Annotated in this window: 18 protein-coding genes and 3 pseudogenes; 12 read left to right on the top strand and 9 right to left on the bottom strand. The window is 65.2% G+C overall.

Annotated features, from left to right (window positions below; all coding sequences use genetic code 11):
- Nucleotides 1-396 (top strand): annotated as a pseudogene (locus tag HWN72_RS21710) (AsmA family protein); the annotation flags it as partial.
- A 13-nt stretch (nt 397-409) separates the two neighbouring features.
- Nucleotides 410-582, top strand: a pseudogene (locus tag HWN72_RS21705) (IS5/IS1182 family transposase); the annotation flags it as partial.
- An 88-nt stretch (nt 583-670) separates the two neighbouring features.
- Here HWN72_RS21705 and HWN72_RS31250 read toward each other — a convergent pair.
- Together HWN72_RS31250 and HWN72_RS31245 are read right to left on the bottom strand one after the other, a co-directional pair.
- Entirely contained in the window at nt 671-1171 is a 501-nt protein-coding gene (locus HWN72_RS31250) for a hypothetical protein (protein WP_236727412.1), read from the bottom strand.
- A 58-nt stretch (nt 1172-1229) separates the two neighbouring features.
- A pseudogene (locus HWN72_RS31245) lies at nt 1230-1397 on the bottom strand (IS30 family transposase); the annotation flags it as partial.
- 283 nt (nt 1398-1680) lie between these two features.
- On the opposite strand from HWN72_RS31245, the gene HWN72_RS31890 reads away from it, so the two are divergent.
- Together HWN72_RS31890 and HWN72_RS21690 are read left to right on the top strand one after the other, a co-directional pair.
- Nucleotides 1681-1890, top strand: a complete 210-nt coding sequence (locus HWN72_RS31890; protein ID WP_155986364.1) for a hypothetical protein — start codon at nt 1681-1683, stop codon at nt 1888-1890.
- Between the two features lie 367 nt (nt 1891-2257).
- Nucleotides 2258-2458: an AlpA family transcriptional regulator gene (locus HWN72_RS21690; RefSeq protein ID WP_081799119.1), complete on the top strand. Its 201-nt coding sequence runs from the start codon at nt 2258-2260 to the stop codon at nt 2456-2458.
- A gap of 72 nt (nt 2459-2530) precedes the next feature.
- On the opposite strand, the gene HWN72_RS21685 is transcribed toward HWN72_RS21690, so the two are convergent.
- The 5 genes from HWN72_RS21685 to HWN72_RS21665 form a co-directional block, all read right to left on the bottom strand.
- Complete coding sequence (locus HWN72_RS21685) at nt 2531-3199, bottom strand: tyrosine-type recombinase/integrase (protein WP_256434607.1); 669 nt, start codon at nt 3197-3199, stop codon at nt 2531-2533.
- A 7-nt stretch (nt 3200-3206) separates the two neighbouring features.
- Nucleotides 3207-3656: a hypothetical protein gene (locus HWN72_RS21680; RefSeq protein ID WP_155986366.1), complete on the bottom strand. Its 450-nt coding sequence runs from the start codon at nt 3654-3656 to the stop codon at nt 3207-3209.
- Nucleotides 3657-3751: 95 nt separating this feature from the next.
- Nucleotides 3752-4795 (bottom strand): mechanosensitive ion channel family protein, encoded by a 1044-nt coding sequence (locus HWN72_RS21675; protein ID WP_036527980.1) that lies wholly within the window; start codon nt 4793-4795, stop codon nt 3752-3754.
- Nucleotides 4792-6006 (bottom strand): cystathionine beta-lyase, encoded by a 1215-nt coding sequence (gene metC, locus HWN72_RS21670; protein ID WP_375154538.1) that lies wholly within the window; start codon nt 6004-6006, stop codon nt 4792-4794. The genes HWN72_RS21675 and metC overlap by 4 nt, the downstream gene beginning before the upstream one ends.
- Before the next feature lie 152 nt (nt 6007-6158).
- The gene (locus tag HWN72_RS21665; RefSeq protein ID WP_197524487.1) at nt 6159-7406 is read right to left on the bottom strand and encodes a hypothetical protein; all 1248 of its coding nucleotides are present in this window, start codon (nt 7404-7406) and stop codon (nt 6159-6161) included.
- 156 nt (nt 7407-7562) lie between these two features.
- Here HWN72_RS21665 and queF point away from each other — a divergent pair, with 156 nt between their 5' ends.
- Nucleotides 7563-8021, top strand: coding sequence for a preQ(1) synthase (gene queF, locus HWN72_RS21660; RefSeq protein WP_036527844.1), 459 nt, complete (start codon nt 7563-7565; stop codon nt 8019-8021).
- 106 nt (nt 8022-8127) lie between these two features.
- Here queF and HWN72_RS21655 read toward each other — a convergent pair whose 3' ends face one another.
- Entirely contained in the window at nt 8128-8400 is a 273-nt protein-coding gene (locus HWN72_RS21655; protein ID WP_008832353.1) for a hypothetical protein, read from the bottom strand.
- Between the two features lie 132 nt (nt 8401-8532).
- On the opposite strand from HWN72_RS21655, the gene HWN72_RS21650 reads away from it, so the two are divergent.
- The 3 genes from HWN72_RS21650 to HWN72_RS21640 all read left to right on the top strand — a co-directional run bounded on the left by HWN72_RS21650 (nt 8533) and on the right by HWN72_RS21640 (nt 11659).
- Nucleotides 8533-10092, top strand: a complete 1560-nt coding sequence (locus HWN72_RS21650; protein WP_069709413.1) for a carbon-nitrogen hydrolase family protein — start codon at nt 8533-8535, stop codon at nt 10090-10092.
- A 331-nt stretch (nt 10093-10423) separates the two neighbouring features.
- On the top strand, nt 10424-11152 hold the full coding sequence (locus HWN72_RS21645) for a GntR family transcriptional regulator (protein WP_036527849.1): 729 nt from the start codon (nt 10424-10426) through the stop codon (nt 11150-11152).
- An 87-nt stretch (nt 11153-11239) separates the two neighbouring features.
- Entirely contained in the window at nt 11240-11659 is a 420-nt protein-coding gene (locus tag HWN72_RS21640) for a heme-binding protein (RefSeq protein WP_036527851.1), read from the top strand.
- 131 nt (nt 11660-11790) lie between these two features.
- Here HWN72_RS21640 and HWN72_RS21635 read toward each other — a convergent pair whose 3' ends face one another.
- Nucleotides 11791-12714, bottom strand: a complete 924-nt coding sequence (locus HWN72_RS21635; protein ID WP_036527854.1) for an SMP-30/gluconolactonase/LRE family protein — start codon at nt 12712-12714, stop codon at nt 11791-11793.
- A 150-nt stretch (nt 12715-12864) separates the two neighbouring features.
- Here HWN72_RS21635 and HWN72_RS21630 point away from each other — a divergent pair, with 150 nt between their 5' ends.
- The 4 genes from HWN72_RS21630 to glgB all read left to right on the top strand — a co-directional run bounded on the left by HWN72_RS21630 (nt 12865) and on the right by glgB (nt 19366).
- Entirely contained in the window at nt 12865-13827 is a 963-nt protein-coding gene (locus HWN72_RS21630; protein ID WP_036527855.1) for a hydroxyacid dehydrogenase, read from the top strand.
- Entirely contained in the window at nt 13824-14546 is a 723-nt protein-coding gene (locus HWN72_RS21625; protein WP_036527857.1) for a 4-carboxy-4-hydroxy-2-oxoadipate aldolase/oxaloacetate decarboxylase, read from the top strand. Before HWN72_RS21630 ends, HWN72_RS21625 begins: the two co-directional genes overlap by 4 nt.
- 219 nt (nt 14547-14765) lie before the next feature.
- Complete coding sequence (locus tag HWN72_RS21620) at nt 14766-17195, top strand: glycogen/starch/alpha-glucan phosphorylase (RefSeq protein ID WP_036527858.1); 2430 nt, start codon at nt 14766-14768, stop codon at nt 17193-17195.
- Nucleotides 17192-19366 (top strand): 1,4-alpha-glucan branching protein GlgB, encoded by a 2175-nt coding sequence (gene glgB, locus HWN72_RS21615; protein ID WP_036527861.1) that lies wholly within the window; start codon nt 17192-17194, stop codon nt 19364-19366. Before HWN72_RS21620 ends, glgB begins: the two co-directional genes overlap by 4 nt.
- Nucleotides 19367-19401 lie beyond the last annotated feature (35 nt).

The raw sequence follows: 19401 nt of genomic DNA, 5'->3' as shown, positions 1-19401 counted from the left end.
ATTGCCGATCCGATCCTGATCGATACCAGCAAAAACGTCGTCACCGGGCGCGGCGGCTTCAGCTTCGGCACCGAGGCGGTAGACATGGCCTTTCGCGCCGACGGCAAGAAGATCAGCCTGTTCTCCGGCCAGTCGCCCGTTGGTCTGGGCGGGCATTTCGCCGAGCCTAAGCTGCAGGTCATCACCCCGCAACTTGTCGGCCGCGCGGGTGCCGGTCTCGGCCTTGCAATCGTGGCGACTCCGGTGGCCGGGCTGCTCGCCTTCGTCGATCCAGGCGATGCCAAGTCTGCGGCCTGCGGGCCTGTTCTTGCTGGCGCCAACGCCAGCGCCCAGCGCACGTCGAAGGGCAAGCCGCGCGACGACGTCGGCAACGGCACTGCGAAGAAGAACCCTTAGCAAGGGTCGGAACCGGTCCGCGGTCCGCTCCGCCGTCGAGTGCGGATTCGCGAGACAGAAGCATCGCATGGGCCTCGTGGTGCGCACCGTCGGCATCGCTCGCGCCCCATCAAGATCGGCATAACCAACCTTGCCTATAACTTCCAGCGCCTGGCCTGGCTCGTGGGGCGAATTGCGCCCACGTGACGCCAAAAAACAGCCTGCGCAGGCGCCTCCCCCACAAAACCAGCGGATCAGCCCCCAACACCAAGGCTCATACTCCGCTCCCCAGCCTTCACGCCGCAATCATGCCAACATCAGGCATTTCTTCGAGATGGGATGGTTGCCGCCCTCCCCAGACGGCATCGCAATGTGCCAAAAAGTGGTGTTGAGGACCGGGAATGGCGCGGTCCTCGACAGAGGCGGGGCGCTCACTGATCGAGACGGCATCCTTGATCTGGCCATGTCCGTTACGCTTGAGGCTGGCGTGCCGGGACCTGCGGATCGTGCGCCGGGCGCGCAGATGCTCCAGCAGTTCCTTCTTCAGAACTCCGCGCGCCTGTATGTACAGGCTTCTGTAGATGGTCTCGTGCGACACCTGCCTGTGCGGCTCCTCGGGAAAGCTGCGCCTGAGCCACCCCGCGATCTGTTCCGGTGACCATTTGCGGCGCAGCTTGGCCGATACTGCCCGGGCCAGTGGGCGGCGAGCAAGCCAGCTTGCAGGGCTTGGGCCGCAAGGCACGGTCCCATGCCGCCTGATCGGACGCAGTAGCGCAATACCGTGCAGGGCCGCCATTGCGCCTGACTTCGCGACTGATCGTCGAGGGCGAGCGGCCCAGTCGCCGTTCTATCGCACGCAAGGGTTCACTGACGCTCAGGCCCCGCGAAATCTCCTCGCGCTCGGCAAGGCTCAGTGCACGGATGCTCCGCTTGCGATCGGCGGGCCTGATACCGCCGGTCGGCGAAATCACCGAAAATACCGAAGATGATTCTCGATCAAACCTTCGTCCGATCGAACTCATCGACTCCCCGCGCTGCCAGCGATCCCATATCTCTGCTCGCTGGCTGGCCGTGTAATAGATCCGACGACGCTGCTTCATCGCGACACTCCATCTTCCGCAAAAGATTAAAGTGTTGCCTCCACCCGTCGAACCCACCGCCATTGCCGGCCGACAAACCGTCGTGCTGCCTCGCGCCCATGATGGTCATGAAAGCTCCGAAGGGCGCTGCCTGAAACCGGCCGTTGCCGGGCAGCCACTTAGCCACTCATTGCGCTTCGGCACGCCAAGATAGTAGGCTTAAATCGTGCTTGCTGACGTAGACGATGCCTATCGGCAGCGCGCCTTGCCTGTCGACGACAGCGGTGAAAATGCGGCTGCGAGTGATCTGCTGAAAATCCGCGAACTTGACCTTGACCGTTACGGTGCGACTAAATGCTTAAGCCCGCTCGCACCACGCCAAGACATAGTCAGCTTGCCCAAGAAGCCCCGGTTCGATTTCATTGCTGCCAAATAGGTCCCTGTCGAACGTCGTTTCGGAGCCTGAGGACTTTTGCTCGCGGTCTGGGTTGACCAAGCGGATATCCCAAAGCCGCACCAAGCGTCTAGAACTCGCGGGCCTTGTGCTAAGAATATAATAACCGGTGTTGCGGCTGGCGATACAAGCGACGATTGGAAGCGATCGCGTCGCGCTCCACCACGTTGTGGACGTTACTCTGGCCGTCCTCTCAAAAGTGTGGAGGGGGTCAGCACCCAAGTCAGTGCGGCGGCGTTGGAACCAGATCGTGCTGAATGCGGTGCCGCAAACCGGCACTGAAGTGCCCCTACCCTTCCCCGTGTTTGTGCTTGGCGGTACTCTAGTATCTCCCGAACGAAGGACAGCTATGATGGAACAACCTGCCTTTTTGCGAATGAAGGTCGTTCTTGCGAGAAGCGGGCTTTCGCGGACAACCTTGTATCGCAAGATATCCAGCGGAACCTTTCCTCGCCAGATACCACTTGGTCCCCGAGTTGTCGGTTGGCGAGCCGACGAATTCGAGCTCTGGTGCCGCGATCCTGCGGCCTACCATGCGAACCGGGAATAGCGTCCCTCGTGCATCTCCCGTCGGTCATGGTGTGGGCCGACCATTTCGCGCCCGGCCCCTGTAGAATGTCGATCATGAAGTGTTAGGGTCGAGCCTGACCTCTCCCACGTCAGTAGCGACTGAACGCCTCGTTGCCGACAATCCTGCGAACCTCGTCCTCCCATACCCGAAGGACCCTTCGCTTCTCCTTGACATATTGATGTTTGTTATAGGTGTTTGACACCTTCCCCCGACTTTATGGCCCATGACCCCTTCGATGTGGTTCTCGCCAAGAACAGCGTTCTCCTCATCATCGAGAATACCGTTCGCAAGGGTTGAAAACGTGCGGCGGAGATCGTGTGCGGTCCAGCGCTCATAGGCCGATCTTGCCGCCTTCGCCTTTCGCTCCATCGCCGCATTGAGAAAGTCCAGCGCATTTCCCAAGTCATAGATCGTATATGCCGCTTCGTCGACATATGCACGCAACGAAGGGAACACGTAACGATAGTTGTGGGCGGCGAGCGGACCGGCAATGAGGTCCCGGGCCTTGTCAGCAAAAGGCGTAATGTGTGGATACCCCGACTTCATCCGTGCCTCGGAGAGGTCCATCCAAGGACGGCTCATGTCCAATTCGCCGCGGACCAGTTCACGAACCTCATCGCGGCGCTGGCCGGTGAGGAGTAGAACAAGGAAATAGGCACGGGACGTAGCGTCAAGTTCGCCAACCATGTCCCACAGCCATCGGACCTCAACCTCGTTCAGATAACGATCATGCGTGTTCTGCTTTTCTGTCTTGAGCCGTCGAGCCGGTGAATCCGACAGCCCAGTGCGAGCTTCCGATTCTTCCGCCCCCGTGAAAAAACTTTTTCACATACCGGACGGCATTGTTGAAGGCCGTCCGCCTCCCCTTCGTCTTCAGCGGGTCCACAATGTCGGCCAGCTCAAGAAACGTCACATCCGTGAGAAGGCTTTCGCCGATGGTATGAGCAAAAAGGCGATCCCACGTCTGGCGCTTGTCGATCAGCGTCTTCTCTGCGTTGCCGCCAAATTCACCGGACTCGCGAAGATAGGCTGTCCACGCTTCCTGACAGGTCATGACCGGCCGGGTCGGCTGGGCAAGCACAATCCCATCGGTTGCGCCCTCGTCGTCCTCAAACGGTTTCTCGCCGCGAGCAACCCGAGCATTGATGCCATTTGCCCATGCACGGGCTGCCGCCAAGGATACCCCGCGTCCGTCCTCGAACCGACCTTCTTCGACCTTCTACCGGCTAGCCTCCGGATAAGACTCGAGCAGGTGGGTATACTGCGATCAGTCTAAGAGGTTTTACCCTCGTCGGAGCGAAGCGCGGCGATCAACTCGCGCATCGTCTCAGTATCGCGAAGGTTGAGATCGCGCTGAGGGAAAGGCACCTTGATGCCGTTCTCGCGCATAAGCCTCCAGAGCCCTTTGAGGACATCAGAACGCACGTTTCCGGTGCCTTCTTCGGGGTCGGTGATCCAAACGTGGATCACAAACGCGACTCCATTCTCCGCAAAGCTGTCGAGCCAGACGGTTGGCGGCGGGGCCTTGAGGACACGTTTCACGGCACCCGCTGCCTCCAGCATCAGCTTCTCGGCAAGCTCGATATCGGAGGCATAGGGGACCACGACCGGGACTTGGATACGCACGTTCTTCGACGAATACGACCAGTTCTCGACCTGATTGATCATCAGGTTCTCGTTCGGGATCAGGTATTCCTTCTGGTCGCGCGTGGTGAGCGAGACGGCGCGGATGCCGATGCGGCGGATCTGGCCGAAGGTGTACTGCCCGCTCTGGTCGGCGATGGCGATGACGTCGCCGGGCTTGATCGACTTGTCCATCAGCAGGATGATACCGGCGATCAGGTTGCCGAAGGTCTTCTGCAGGCCGAAGCCGATGGCGAGGCCGAAGGCGCCGGAGAATACCGTCAGTGCCGTCAGGTCGATCCCCAGCACGTCGATGCCGACAAGGATAGCCACGGTCCAGATGAACAGGCTGACCATCTTCTCGGTCAGCAACCGCTGCGTCATGTCGAGGCGGGTCGCACGGGCCAGCACCCGGCTCGACAGCCGGCTGGCGGCCCAGGCCACCGAGATCACCAACGCGAGCACCGCGACGATGACGGTCAAGTCCCACAGCGAAATGCGGCTGGAGCCGACCTGCACGGCCAGCTTGTCGAGCGTGTCGACGATGTTGCCGATCGTGTCGCTGCGGGCGGAGACGACGTTCTTGATGCCTTCCGCGCCCGCGACCGGCTCGGCGTGCTTGACCACGACGGCGGTAGCTGTCGCGGTCGGCGTCGGGCTCGCCGTGGCGGCCGCGACAAGGGGCGCGGTCACTGCCCCCGCCATGCTTCCAGTGCCTGCTCGATGTCGGCGATGAGGTCCCCGGGCGCCTCCAGACCGATGGCGAGGCGTACGCCGTGGCGGTCGCCTTCCGCAGCAGGAGCGGGCGGCCAGGCCATGTTGCTGCGGTAGGCGGAAGGCTCGATGGGGATCGCCAGGCTCTCGAACCCGCCCCACGAATAGCCGATGCCAAACAACGTCAGCGCATCGATGAAGCGGTTGCGCGCGGCTGCATCGCCGCCCCTGAAAGTGAAGCTGAAGAGGCCGCAGCCGCCTGTGAAATCGCGCTTCCACAAGTCATGGCCCGGTGCGCCGGGCAGCATCGGGCAGAGCACTTGCGCCACTTCCGGCCGCTTCGAGAGCCACGTTGCGATTTCCAGCGCGCTCTGCGCCTCGTGGGCAAGGCGCAGGTGCAAGGTGCGCAAGCCGCGAAGCGCAAGCGCCGCGTCGTCGGGAGAGACGACATTGCCCAGTTGCTGCGCGCGGCCGCGCAGCTTTGCGTAAAGTTCCGGCCCGGCGCTGGCGCTGCCCATCATCAGGTCCGAGTGGCCGCCGACATGCTTGGTCAGCGCCATCAGCACCACATCGATCCCGTGGCTCAGCCCGGCGAAGCCGAGCGGGCTGGCCCAGGTGTTGTCGAGCACCGAGACCGCGCCCTTCTCGCGCGCGATGCGGGCGAGTGCGGGCAGGTCGCACACCTCCATCGAGAGGCTGCCCGGCGCTTCCAGTAGCACCGCCCGCGTACGGTCGCAAAAGGCGGCTTCGTAAGCGTCGAGGTCCAGCGGATCGAAGAAGCGCGGCTCGATGCCCATGTCGGTCAGCAGGCCCTTGCCCATCGAACGGGTCGGGTCGTAGGCATTGTCGGTGATCAGCACGACGTCGCCCGGCCGCAGCAGGGTCAGCATGACCCCGGCAATGGCGGCGACGCCGGAAGGATAGAGCACGGTGCCTGCCGCGCCGGGCTCCAGCGCGGTCAGCGCGTCGGCCAGCGCCCACTGCGTCGGCGCGCCGCGGCGGCCGTAGAAGAAACGCCCGTCCTCGTTGGTGCGCGGCCCCTGCGCCAGCGCGGCCGTATTCTCGTAGAGGTGCGTACTGGCGCGCCAGACCGGCGGGTTGACGACCGGCCCGGTCCATTCGCTACGCCGCCCGGCGCCGACGATACGAGTGGCAGCCTCAAGGTCTTCGAGGCGCTTGCTGCTGTTCACTGTGATCTCCGCTGGCTGGGCAGACAGACCCTAGGCCATTTTCCGCGTTCCGGGAAAGGGGTTAGGTGAAGGAGAGGCCAGACCCTTGAGCTGTTTCACTTCGTCACCCTCAACGTGTTTCAGGGTGACGACGGAGCTAGGATCGGTACGCCTCAGACCGCCTTGCGCAGCGTGCCCGGCAGAACCGGATAGGCGCGCGCCTCCGGCACCTCGCGCGCGCCGAGATCGCGGTGCTCCATCGGGCCGGTGTCGAGCCGCAGCGGCGCCAGCGCGGGGCCTCCGGCGATGCCCAGCGTGAAGACGCGGCGGACGGGCGCGACGGTCTCGGCGAAGACTACGCCCACACGCAGCAGCGGCACGAAGAACGACGCATTCGCGCGCTGCAGCGGCCTAATGGCGCTGAGCGGCAACTGCACTTCGCCGGTGAGGGTAACGCTCTCCCCCGCCGCAAGGGCAGGCACCGGCTTGAGCGGCATCATCGTCTCCAGCGACGGGGCAAGCTGCTGCTCGGAGGTCAGCGAGCCATGTGCGCCGATCATGTCGCCGATCAGGTGGCCGGCCGGGAGGTCGGTGCCCGCCGTCAGCGTCACCCGGTACTGCAGCGTCGCGAAGACCAGCGAGAGGCGCAGGCCGACCGGCTCGAAGGCGATGTCGACGGCTTCCGGCGCAGCGGCTGGCGGCGGGACCGGAGCGGGGCGCGGCGGGACCGGCGGGCTGGCGAATTCCGGCTGCGGAACGGGGGCAGGCTTCGGAACAGGAGGCGCGACGGGTTCGGCGACCTCCTGCACTTCGGGCCAATCTTCCGCTTCCTCGGCCGGGCGCTTGCGCCGCAGAAAGAACGCAAGGGCGCCCAGGACGACTAGCACTGCCGGGCTTGCCCATACCCATATGGGCAAGCCCTGCTGCGAGGCCGGAGCGAGAGGCGCAGGGGCAGGTGCTGTCGTGGGCGTTTCGACCGCCGAGGGCGCAGGGATCGGCGTCGGTAACGGTTCGGGCGCGACCGGCGCGGAAGCCGAGGGAGTGCCCTGCGGCTCGGCCGTCGCCGAAGCGCGCGGTTCGGGCGCGCTGGGGCTGGCTGCCGGGTTCGGCGTTCTCGTCGGCGTGGGGCGCGGCGTCGCGGAGGGCTGCACGGTGGGCTGGACGCGCGGAGGCTGAGCGGATGGCTGGACCTGCGGCGGGGGTGCGGCAATGGTCGGCACCGGTTCGGGCGCGGCATTGCGCGGCCGCAGAAGCGGGTTCTGCGCGTCGACCGGACCTTGTGCCCGCGAACTCGGGGTCGCGGTCGGCTCGGGAAGGCTCCAGGTGGTGCCGCTCGACTGGGCACCGACAGGCCCCGCGAGAATTGCGGCCAGCGCGGTCGAGATCGCCGCGCGCGCTATGATTGAATTCGTGCCCCTCATGGTATCTTCGGTCTTCGCCAAACTTCGTGTGAACCCTCAGTTAATGCCTCCCGCCCACACGACAAGACGTGGCATGCCATCGTCCATCGCCGGTGTGACATATGGGCCACCTGCGACATACTTGCGTTCGCGCGTCCTTGGCGGCATTGCCGGGTCATGACTGACACCTCTTTCCCCCTCCACCTCGGCCAGCAGAGCGGACTCCCCGCTTCGCCGGAGGAAGCCCAGCTCGATTACGTTCCGAACCCGCGCGTCGGCAGCCTCTATCTCGTCCGCTTCGCCGCGCCCGAATTCACCTCGCTCTGCCCGGTGACCGGACAGCCCGACTTCGCGCATCTGGTGATCGACTATGCGCCCGGCGAAACCATCGTCGAATCGAAGAGCCTCAAGCTCTTCCTCGGCTCGTTCCGCAATCACGGCGCCTTCCACGAGGACGTAACCGTCGGCATCGGCCAGCGCCTGTTCAACGAGATGAAGCCGCTGTGGCTGCGCATTGGCGGTTACTGGTATCCGCGCGGCGGTATCCCGATCGACGTGTTCTGGCAATCGGACGCACCGCCCGCCGGGCTCTGGGTGCCCGATCAGGGTGTACCGGGTTATCGCGGCCGGGGGTGATCCTCAGTTTCGTGATTGCGAGCGAAGCGAAGCAATCCAGGGCGGTCTACGCGGCCCTGGATTGCTTCGCTTCGCTCGCAATGACGAGTTGGGAAAAGAACCGGCCTTAGAACCCGGCGCTGGCAAATCGCGCGCCATTGACCCGCGTGAGGTCGATGGTGCCCTTGCCGATCGAGGCCATCTGCCTGCTCGTCAGGCACTGCGCGTAGACGGTGGGCGCCTCGGCCTTGCGGGCGGCTTCGGTATCGAGCGCACTGTCGATACCGGCATCGCAGGAACCGCGCGTCTCGTAAGTCCGCACCGGCGTCTCCAGCCGCTGGCAGGCGGTGCCGTCGTCCGAACAGGCGAACAGTGCGAGAGCGTAAAGGGTTGCACTCATGGGGCAGTCTCCTTTCAGGGAAGACAACGGCCCGGGCGCCCCATGTATCCCGCGTCGCCTGAGAAAAAATGAATCCGCTCCAGAGGATTACGGACTGGAACCTTCCGCGCCGCAATGCGTAGAACAGCGCTCATGGACCAGACCAAAGCCAAGCTCATCATCCGCGAAGCGACCGTCGCGGACGCCGCCGCGATCGCCCGTCTCTCCGTCAAGGTCTACGGCAAGGCCGATGCCTTCACCCGCGCCGAAATCCGCGGGCAGGTCATCAATTTCCCCGAAGGCCAGTTCGTGGCCGAGTACGAAGGCAAGGTCGTCGGCCACTGCGCGACGATGATCGTCACCTCCGACCTCGCCTTCAAGCCGCATACCTGGGAAGAGATCAGCAACGGCGGCTACGGCCGCCCGCCTGCGCCCGAAGGCGACGTACTCTACGGCTTCGAGGTCTGCGTCGATCCCGACTACCGCCGCCTGCGCATCGGCCAGCGCCTCTACCGCAAGCGCCGCGAGGTCTGCCAGTATTTCGAGCTGAAGGGCATCGCCTTCGCCGGCCGCATGCCCGGCTACTACCGCCGCAAGCGCGCCTATCCCGATCCGGCCGACTACGTGCAGGCGGTGCGCGACAAGAAGATCCGCGACCAGGTCATCAACTTCCAGATGAACGAGGGCTACGAGCCGCGCGGCATCCTGCCCGACTACATCCCCACCGACCGCGAGAGCGGCGGCAATGCGGTGCTGATGTACTGGACCAACCCGCTCGCCCCGCTGGACACCGGCAAGTCGGTGCCCGGCCTCAAGGAGCGCGTGCCTTCCAGCGTGCGCGTCGCCACCGTGCAGTTCCAGATGCGCAAGATCGCCACCATCGACGAGTTTGAGGCCCAGGTGGAATACTGGATCGACGTGGCCGCCGATTACGAGAGCGACTTCGTGGTGTTCCCCGAACTGTTCACCCTCGAACTGCTGTCCATCGAGGAGACAAAGCTGCAGCCGGTCGAGGCGATCGAGAAGATCGCCGAATACACCGAGCGCTTCGTCGAGTTCATGGCGCGCATGGCGGTCAGCTACAACATCAACATCATCGGCGGCTCGCACCCCACCCGCGTGAAGCTAAAGGGCGGCAAGAGCGAGATCCGCAACATCGCCTATACCTTCCTGCGCGACGGCGCGGTGCACGAGACGCAGAAACTGCACCCCACCCCTTCGGAACGGCGCTGGTGGAACATCAAGGGCGGCTACGGCGCCAATGTGATCCCCACCGACTGCGGGCCGATCGGAGTGATGATCTGCTACGACAGCGAGTTCCCCGAACTGGCCCGCCACCTCGTCAACCAGGGCGCGCTGATGCTGTTCGTGCCGTTCTGCACCGACGAGCGGCGCGGCTACCTGCGCGTGCGCTACTGCGCGCAGGCCCGCGCGGTGGAGAACCAGTGCTACGTCGTCACCTCGGGCGTGGTGGGCAACCTGCCCAACGTCGAGAACATGGACGTCCACTATGCCGAAAGCGCGATCCTGACGCCGAGCGACTTCCCGTTCTCGCGCGATGGCGTGGCGGCGGAAGCGGCGGCCAATACCGAGACGATCGCGATCGCCGATCTCAGCCTCGATGCCCTGCTGACGGCGCGTCAGTCGGGCGCGGTGCAGAACCTCAAGGACCGCCGCTTCGATCTCTACCGCGTGGAGTGGGCGCAGCACTGAGCGGAGATCGTCATCCCGGCGAAAGCCGGGATCGCTGGCAGAGCCGCGTGAACTCGATAGATGGCGCGGCTTTGCAGGCTCCAGTCGCCAGTTCTCGTCTCCAGAGCACTCGACGGTCCCGGGACCAAGTCCGGGATGACGGATGTGCGATGACTCGGTGGCTCAGGCATGCCGGATCGCCTGCATAGGCCGCCCTTAGAGTACTCCTAGGTGCCGTTGAGTGCCCCTTGGGACACGCTTAGAGCACCCTTGGGTGCCGTTAAGTACCCGTTTGCGCACCCCTTCATAACGGTCTATGCCCCGGATCGTATCCAAAACGCGAAGCGACGCCATGACCAAAGACCTTGCCGTACCCCAGGGCGTCGCCAGCCAGCGCGTCGCTGACATCCTCGCCGAACGTATCCTATCGGGCGCCCTCCCCCCCGGCGCGCGGATCAAACAGGACGAACTGGCGGACGAACTCTCCACCAGCCGCATCCCGGTGCGCGATGCCCTGCGCATCCTCGAAGCGCGCGGTCTCGTCACCATGCGCGCCAATGCCGGAGCGCGCGTCACCAGCCTCACGCGGCGCGACCTCGAGGTGTCCTACGAAATCCGCGAGCGGATCGAGCCGCTGCTGCTCGCCGACAGCGTGCCGCACCTGACCGAAGCCGACCTTGCCGACCTGCGCGACGTCATGGAGCGCAACGAGCAGACCGCCGACATCGACGAGGCGATCGCGCTGGGCCGCGAATTCCACTGGATCACCTATCGCCGTCATTCGACCCCGCTGCTCGCGCAGATCGTCGAGCGGGTCTGGGACACGACGCAAAGCTATCGCCGCGCCTACATGAAGCTGGCGATGTCAGGGGCAGCGGCAAGCCCCACGCCGGGAACGAAAAGCCCGTCTGGACGCACGCACGATCTGGAGCACCAGCTGCTCTACGACGCTATCGCCAAGCGCGAGGTCGAGACCGCGCAGGCCGCCCTCGTCATGCACATCCGCCGCACCCGCACCAGCCTGCTGCGCTACGGGCACATGATCGGCGACGGGGGGGCGATACCGCTCACGGCGGAGTGAGCGGGCGCTTGTAAAATCCGCACTGGATGGGCAGGCAAGTGCCGCCTTTCCCAAGGTTCGCCCTCTGATTCCGGAGAACCCGTGCGCATGATTACCCTTGAACAATCCCGCAGCCTGATCACCGCTACCCGTGCAAGGGGCCGCGAGATGGGGCTCAATCCGCTGACCGTGGTGGTGCTCGACGCCGGCGGCCACCTCGTCGCCATGGAGCGCGAGGACGGCTCAGGCTATGGCCGCCCGGACATTGCCGCAGGCAAGGCGGCGGGCGCGCTGGCGATGGGCGTGTCCAGCCGCAAGCTCGGCGACATGGCGGCGGAACGCCCGCAATTCATGGCGGCGCTGTCGGCCGCGTGGCACGGCAAGCTGATCCCGGCGGCAGGCGGCGTGCTGGTGCGTGACGAGGCGGGCGTGCTGCTCGGCGCGGTCGGCGTCAGCGGTGACCTCTCGGACAAGGACGAGGAAGCGGCCTTCGCGGGGATTGCGGCGGCAGGCCTGACAGCCGCCTAATTCCTCTCCGAGCTTGTCTCGGGGAGGTGGCAGCCCGTCAGGGCTGACGGAGGGGGAATTGTTCGAACTCTCCCCCTCCACCACCGACTACGTCGCCGGTCCCCCTCCCCGAGCAAGCTCGGTGAGGAACTTTAGATCGTTGCCGCGTGGATCGCCCGACCGGCCACCGGCATCTCGACCTTGTAGACCGTCCCGGTGCTCGATTCCGTAAAGAACAGCCACCTGTTCCCCGGCCCGCCATAGGCCGCGTTGGTGGTGTAGCGCCCTTCCGGCACGTCGATCCGCAGCATCGGCTCACCCCGGTCGGAGAACAGCCACACCGCGCCGAAGCCGACATGGCAGACGACGAGGTTGTCGTTCTCGTCGATGGTCAGCCCGTCCGGACCGGAGCCGCCGGAAAGCTGGATATAGGTCCCGACCTTGGAGATCACCTCGCCGCCATTGACGAGAGGACAACGCCACACCGCATTGGCGCGCGTCACGGCAAGGTAAAGCGCGGTCTCCGCCTTGTTGAGCACGAGGCCGTTGGGGCTGGGAATGCCGTCCAGCATCAATTCCAGCCGCCCGGTCCCGGCGCGGACGCGAAACAGGCGGCCCTTGGGGTTCTGCCAGCCGGACTGGCCCTGGTCGGTGAACCAGATGTCGCCGTTCTTCGCGATCGTCAGGTCGTTGCAGCCCAGGAACGGTTCGAGCAGATAGCGATCGAACCACGTCTCCGACCGGCCGGTGGCGGGGTCGCAGATGACCATGCCCTTGTGGTGGTCGGCCACCAGCAGGCGGCCGTCGCTCAGGAATTTCATGCCGTTGGGCTGGCCGTCGTATTCGAAACCCACCTCGCATGTCCCATCCGGGCTGATCCGGAACAGTCGGCCCCAGGGAATGTCGGTGACCCACAGGTTGCCCGCCGCATCGAAGACCGGACCTTCGAGGAACACAGGTGCGGCGGCGCCGTGAAGCTGGACCTGCGCCCACTGCGTACTTTCGCCGAAGCGGCGGAACTTGTCGGGAATACGGCAGAACACTTCCGCGGTGACGGCGGGCGGGGCGGCGAACATTGTCCTCTCCTTCGATTGATCGCCCGGACGGGAAGTGCCGGGATCGGATACATGTTATGGGCCGTCAACCGTATTGCAGCTTGACCCTGCGGCAAAGGCCTTTCACCGTCAGGCCATCCGAAATCGTCCCGATGGTATACATCAACAACAATGTCCAAGGATACCCCCACCCCCTTCCGAGAGCGCGTCTGCATCGTCGACCCGATCCATCCGTCAGGAGTGGAGCGCATCGCGGCGGCGCATGACGTCATCGGACTCGACGATCCCAGAGTGGCCGAAACGACCGTGCTCGTCATCCGCACCAGCCCGCTGGGGCCAGAAATCTTCGGGGCGATGCACAGCCTCAAAGCCATCGTGAAGCACGGTGCCGGCGTGGACAACATCGCCATTCCCGCCGCTACCCAGCAAGGGGTGATGGTCGCCAACACGCCGGGCGGCAACAACTCCACCGCTGTCGCGGAAGGCGCGGTGGCGCTGATGCTCGGCCTACTGCGCCGCACGCGCGATATGGATGCCCTCGTGCGCGAGGGGCGCTGGGACGAACGTTGGGGCATCCGCCTCGGCGACCTCACCGGTGCCCGCGTCGGTCTGATCGGCTTCGGCCGGATCGCCCGGCAAGTCGCCAAGATCTGCGGCGCCGGGTTCGGGTGTGAGGTGCTGGCCTTTGATCCTGTGGTGTCCGATGCTGAAGTGCGCGCCGCAGGTGTCGAACCGGCAGACCTGACGGGCGTGCTCGGCTGCGACATCGTATCCATTCACGTGCCCCTGACCGAGGGCACCCGCAACCTCATCGATACCGTCGAACTGGGCATGATGAAGCCGCACGCGCTGCTGGTGAACTGCTCTCGCGGAGGGATCGTCAACGAGGCGGCGCTGGCCGAGGCGCTACGCTGCGGCCAGATCGCCGGAGCGGGAATCGACGTCTTCGCCGACGAACCGCCCGCTGCCGACCACCCGTTGTTCGGCCTCTCCAACTGCCTGCTCTCGCCCCACGTCGCGGGCGTGACCGAGGCGGGGATGAAGGACATGGCGCTTCATGTCGCCGCCGTCATCGACACCGTCAGCCGGGGCGAAGTCCCCGCCACCCTGCTCAACCCGGAGGTTCTGCCGTGACCGTGCCCACCAAGTCCGTGATCTATGCCAGGGTGCACCGCCCCGACCCGGCGCTCATCGCCCGCGCCGCGAAGTTCGGCATCGCCGACTTGCACGAAGGCCTTGGCGAGATCGCCGGGCGCATGTGCCTGATGAGCCCGGCCATGGTCCCCATCGCGCCCGGCCAGAAGGTCTGCGGCCCAGCGGTGACGGCGTGGAACTTCCCGGGCGATAACCTCGCCATCCATGCCGCACTCTATACCGCCGAGGCGGGTGACGTGCTGGTCCTGACCAACGGTGGCGGGCATCAAGGCGCGCTGTGGGGCGACGTCGCTTGCACGTTCGCGCAGAAGAAGGGCCTCGTCGGCACCGTCGTCCATGGCGCCACGCGCGACGTCGATGCGATCCGGGACCTCGGCTATCCGGTCTGGTCTACCGCCGTCTCTCCCGAACACCCCAAGAAGCGCGGCCCGGCTGCGGTCAACGTGCCGATCGTGGTCGATGGCGTGCTGGTGGAGCCGGGCGACCTGATCGTCGGCGATTCGGACGGCGTTCTGGTGATCCCGCGCGCGCTGCTGGAACTGGCCGTCACGAATGCCGAGGCCCGCGCAGCCAACGAGGTCGAGTTCCGCCGCCGTATCGGCGAGGGCGAAGTGCTGTTCGACGTCCTCGGCATGCGCAAGCTGGTCGCCGACCTCGGCATCGAGATCAAGGACTGCACCTGGGAGGAGGACCGCTAGGTCCATGCAGGAGGCCGGGGCTGCCTTGCGCGGCTCCGGTCTTTCCCGGGCAGGAAAATCATTGCCGCACTGCACAATCTCTCTTGCCGCATCGCAAGCCTGTGCTAGCCATTACTCCTTAGGAACGGGAAGGGGGCGTCGCCTTCGTCCTGGCATCAACCGGCCCGTCCCGTCGAGCCGTATTCGGTACGTCGGCATGGCCTGCTATGGAGTGTGCTCATGGCCAGCGAACCCGTGTCCGACATCAAGCAAGACGCCGTCTCGCAGATGGAAAAGGACATCCTGCGCGTCCTGCGTCGCCGCATCGGCAAGGATCAGCGCGCGGCCAAGCAGCATGACTGGTACGCATCCTCGATCCTGACCTTGCGCGATCACATCATCGACGCATGGATCGAATCGACCCAGCGGACGTACGAAGCGGGCGGCAAGCGCGTCTACTACCTCTCGATGGAGTTCCTGATCGGTCGCCTGCTGCGCGACGCGCTCTCGAACCTGGGCGTCACGCGCGACATGGAGAAGGCCCTCGCTTCCTTCGGCCTCGACCTTGCCGAACTGGAGGAGCTGGAGCCCGACGCGGCGCTCGGCAACGGCGGCCTCGGGCGTCTGGCGGCGTGCTTCATGGAGAGCCTCGCGACGCTCGACATTCCGGCTTACGGCTACGGCATCCGCTACGTGAACGGCATGTTCCGCCAGCGCATCGACGACGGCTGGCAGGTCGAACTGCCCGAGACATGGCTCGCTCACGGCAACCCGTGGGAGTTCGAGCGGCTGGAGAGCACCTACCGCATCGGCTTCGGCGGTGAGGTAATCGCCAAGGGCGACGGTGTCATGTGGAACGCGGCCGAGGAAGTGGACGCCACCGCCGTCGATACCCCGGTGGTCGGCTGGCGCGGCAAGCGCGTCAACACGCTGCGGCTGTGGACCGCCAACCCGATCGACCCGCTGAAGCTCGACGCCTTTAACGCCGGCGACCACTTCGGCGCGCTGGCGGAGAAGGTGCGGGCCGAGGCGCTGGTGCGCGTGCTCTATCCGGCCGACTCCAGCCCGGCGGGCCAGGAACTGCGGCTGCGGCAGGAGTATTTCTTCACCGCCGCCTCGATCCAGGACATCGTGCGCCGCCACGTCCAGTACGAGGGCGATATCCGCACCCTGCCGGACAAGGCCGCGATCCAGCTCAACGACACGCATCCCTCGGTCGCCGTCGCCGAACTGATGCGCGTTCTGGTCGACCTCGAAGGGCTGGAGTTCAACGAGGCGTGGGAGGTCACCAAGAAGACCATCTCCTACACCAACCACACCCTTCTGCCCGAGGCGCTGGAAACCTGGCCGCTGCCGCTGTTCGAGCGCCTGCTGCCGCGCCACATGCAGATCATCTACGCGATCAACAGCCGCGTCCTGCGCGAAGCGCGTAAGGCGGGCCTGACCGACGCGCAGATCGCCGCGATCAGCCTCATCGACGAGAGCGGGGAGCGCCGCGTGCGCATGGCGAACCTCGCGTTCGTGGGCGCGCACTCGATCAACGGCGTCGCCGCGCTGCATACCGACCTGATGAAGGAGACGGTCTTCGCCGATCTCCACGCGCTCTACCCGAGCCGGATCAACAACAAGACCAACGGCGTCACCCCGCGCCGCTGGCTGCAGCAGTGCAATCCGGGGCTCACCAAGGTCATCAGGGACGCCATCGGCCCTGAATTCCTGGACGACGCGGCGAAGCTGTCCGACCTCAACGCGCTGGCGGACGACGCCGCGCTTGGTGAGCGCATCGCCGAGGTCAAGCGATCGAACAAGGTCGCGCTGGCGGACTACATCAAGCGCACGATGGGCATCCGCCTCGATCCCGACGCGATGTTCGACGTCCAGATCAAGCGCATCCACGAATATAAGCGCCAACTGCTCAACCTGATCGAGACGGTCGCGCTCTACGACCAGATCCGCAGCCATCCCGAGCGCGACTGGGTGCCGCGCGTCAAGATCTTCGGCGGCAAGGCGGCGTCGAGCTACCACAACGCCAAGCTCATCATAAAGCTGGCCAACGACATCGCCCGGCGCGTCAATTCCGACCCCTCGGTGGGCGGGCTGCTCAAGGTCGTCTACGTGCCCAACTACAATGTCAGCCTGGCCGAGCGGATCATCCCCGCCGCCGACCTGTCGGAGCAGATCTCGACCGCGGGCATGGAAGCCTCGGGCACGGGCAACATGAAATTCGCCCTCAACGGCGCGCTGACGATCGGCACGCTCGACGGCGCCAACGTCGAGATCAAGGAACACGTCGGAGACGAGAACATCGTCATCTTCGGCCTCACCGCCGAGGAAGTCGCCGCCAAGCGCGCCGAGGGCTACAACCCCCGCGCCATCATCGAGGAATCGCGCGAGCTGGGGCAGGCCCTGTCGGCCATCGCCTCGGGCGTGTTCTCGCACGACGATCCGCACCGCTACGAAGGGCTGGTCAACGGCATCTACGAGCATGACTGGTTCATGTGCGCCGCCGATTTCGACAGCTACACCGCCGCCCAGCGCGAAGTCGACGCGCGGTGGGAGAACAAGGCGGGCTGGCGCGCCTCGGCAATCCGGAACATCGCCAACGTCGGTTGGTTCTCCTCGGACCGTACTATCTCCGAGTACGCCAAGGACATCTGGAAAGTTCTGTGAAGCCAACGGAAAGCGCTCTCGAATCCCTGCTTCTAGGAACCAACGCAGATCCGTTCTCGCTGCTCGGCACCCATGCCGGGCCGGACGGGACGCACCTGAGGGCGATCCTTCCGGGCGCCGAGACTGTCGAGGCGTTCAGCCTCGACGGGCACTGGCTCGGCAAGCTCGACAAGGTCGATCCGCGCTACCTGTTCGAAGGACGGCTACGTATCAAGCCGCAGCCGATCCGCTACCGCTGCACAGCGCACGGGCATGACTGGCTTGTAACCGACCCATATACCTTCGGCCCGGTCCTCGGCCCGGTGGACGACCTGCTGATCGCGCAAGGCACGCATTACCGCCTTTTCGACAAGCTGGGCGCGCACCTGATCGAGCATGAGGGCGCACACGGCGTCCACTTCGCGGTCTGGGCGCCCAACGCCCGGCAGGTCAGCGTGGTGGGCGACTTCAACGACTGGGACGCCAAGCGCCACGTCATGCGCGCCCGCGCCGATATCGGCGTGTGGGAAATCTTCATCCCCGACATCGGCGATTACCGCGCCTACAAGTACCACGTGGTCGGCGCCGACGGCATGGTGCAGCCGCTGAAAGCCGATCCCTTCGCCTTCATGTCGGAAATCCGGCCGGACAACGCCTCGGTCACCGCCGTTCCGGCCAAGCTCGACTGGGGCGACAAGGCCCACCGCGAGCACTGGGCCACCGTCGACGCCCGCAAGGTGCCGGTCTCGATCTACGAGGTCCACCCCGGTTCGTGGAAGCGCGACCGCTGGAACTGGTTCCTCGACTGGGATGCGCTGGCCGACGAACTGATCCCCTACGTGGTCGAGATGGGCTTTACCCATATCGAGTTCCTGCCGATCAGCGAGCACCCCTACGATCCTTCGTGGGGTTACCAGACGACCGGCCTCTACGCCCCGACTTCGCGCTTCGGGGAACCTGCCGGCTTCGCCCGCTTCGTCGACGGCGCGCACCGGGCGGGCATCGGCGTCCTGCTCGACTGGGTGCCCGCGCACTTCCCCAAGGACGAGCACGGCCTCTGCCGCTTCGACGGCACCGCGCTTTACGAACATGCGGACCCGAAGCTGGGCCAGCAGCCCGACTGGGGCACGCTGATCTACAACTTCGGCCGCCGCGAGGTCGCCAGCTTCCTGCTCAACAACGCGCTGTTCTGGGCCGAGCGCTACCACGTCGACGGGCTGCGCGTGGATGCCGTCGCCTCGATGCTCTACCGCGACTACTCGCGCAAGGCGGGCGAGTGGATCGCCAATCAGGACGGTGGCCGCGAGAACTGGGAGGCGGTGGAATTCCTGCGCGAAGTCAACCGCGCCGTCTACCGCGAGCACCCCGGCTTCATGACCATCGCCGAGGAATCGACGGCATGGCCCGGCGTCACCCAGCCCGCCTACGAAGGCGACGGCAAGGGGCGCGAGACCGCGCTGGGCTTCGGGTTCAAGTGGAACATGGGCTTCATGCACGACACGCTGCGCTACATGGCGCGCGATTCCGTGCATCGGAAGTATCACCATGAAGACCTGACCTTCGGCCTCGTCTACGCCTTCTCGGAAAACTACGTCCTGCCGCTCAGCCATGACGAAGTGGTTCACGGCAAGGGCTCGTTGCTGGGCAAGATGAGCGGCGACGACTGGCAGAAGTTCGCGAACCTGCGCGCCTACTACGCCTTCATGTGGGCCTATCCGGGCAAGAAGCTGCTGTTCATGGGGCAGGAATTCGCCCAGCGCCGCGAATGGAGCGAGGAGCGCGCGCTCGACTGGGATTTGCGCGATGCCCCCGCGCACGAAGGCGTGCGCAATCTGGTGAAGGATCTCAACCGCCTCTATCGCACCAAGCCCGCGCTTCACGCGGGGGATTGCGATCCCGAGGGCTTCGAGTGGCTGATCGTCGACGACAAGGAGAACTGCGTCTTCGCCTGGCTGCGCAAGGCACCGGGGGCGAAGCCTGTCGCGGTGATCGCCAACATGACGCCCACGATGCGCGTCGAGTATCGCATCCCCCTGCCGATCGACGGCAAGTGGAGCGAAGTGCTCAACAGCGATTCCGTCCACTACGGGGGCACCGGCAAGGGCAACCTCGGTCAGGTGAAGGCGTTGGACGGGCAGGCGACGGTAACTTTGCCGCCATTGGCCACGATCATGCTCGAATACGCCGGATAAGACGATGAACCCGCCTCACCTGTTCGTCATTGCGA

The sequence above is a fragment of the Novosphingobium sp. HR1a genome (genome assembly GCF_015594425.1).
GTDB lineage: Bacteria > Pseudomonadota > Alphaproteobacteria > Sphingomonadales > Sphingomonadaceae > Novosphingobium > Novosphingobium resinovorum_A.
Note: the sequence above shows the minus strand (reverse complement) of the source record. Positions and strands in the feature narration are given on the sequence as shown.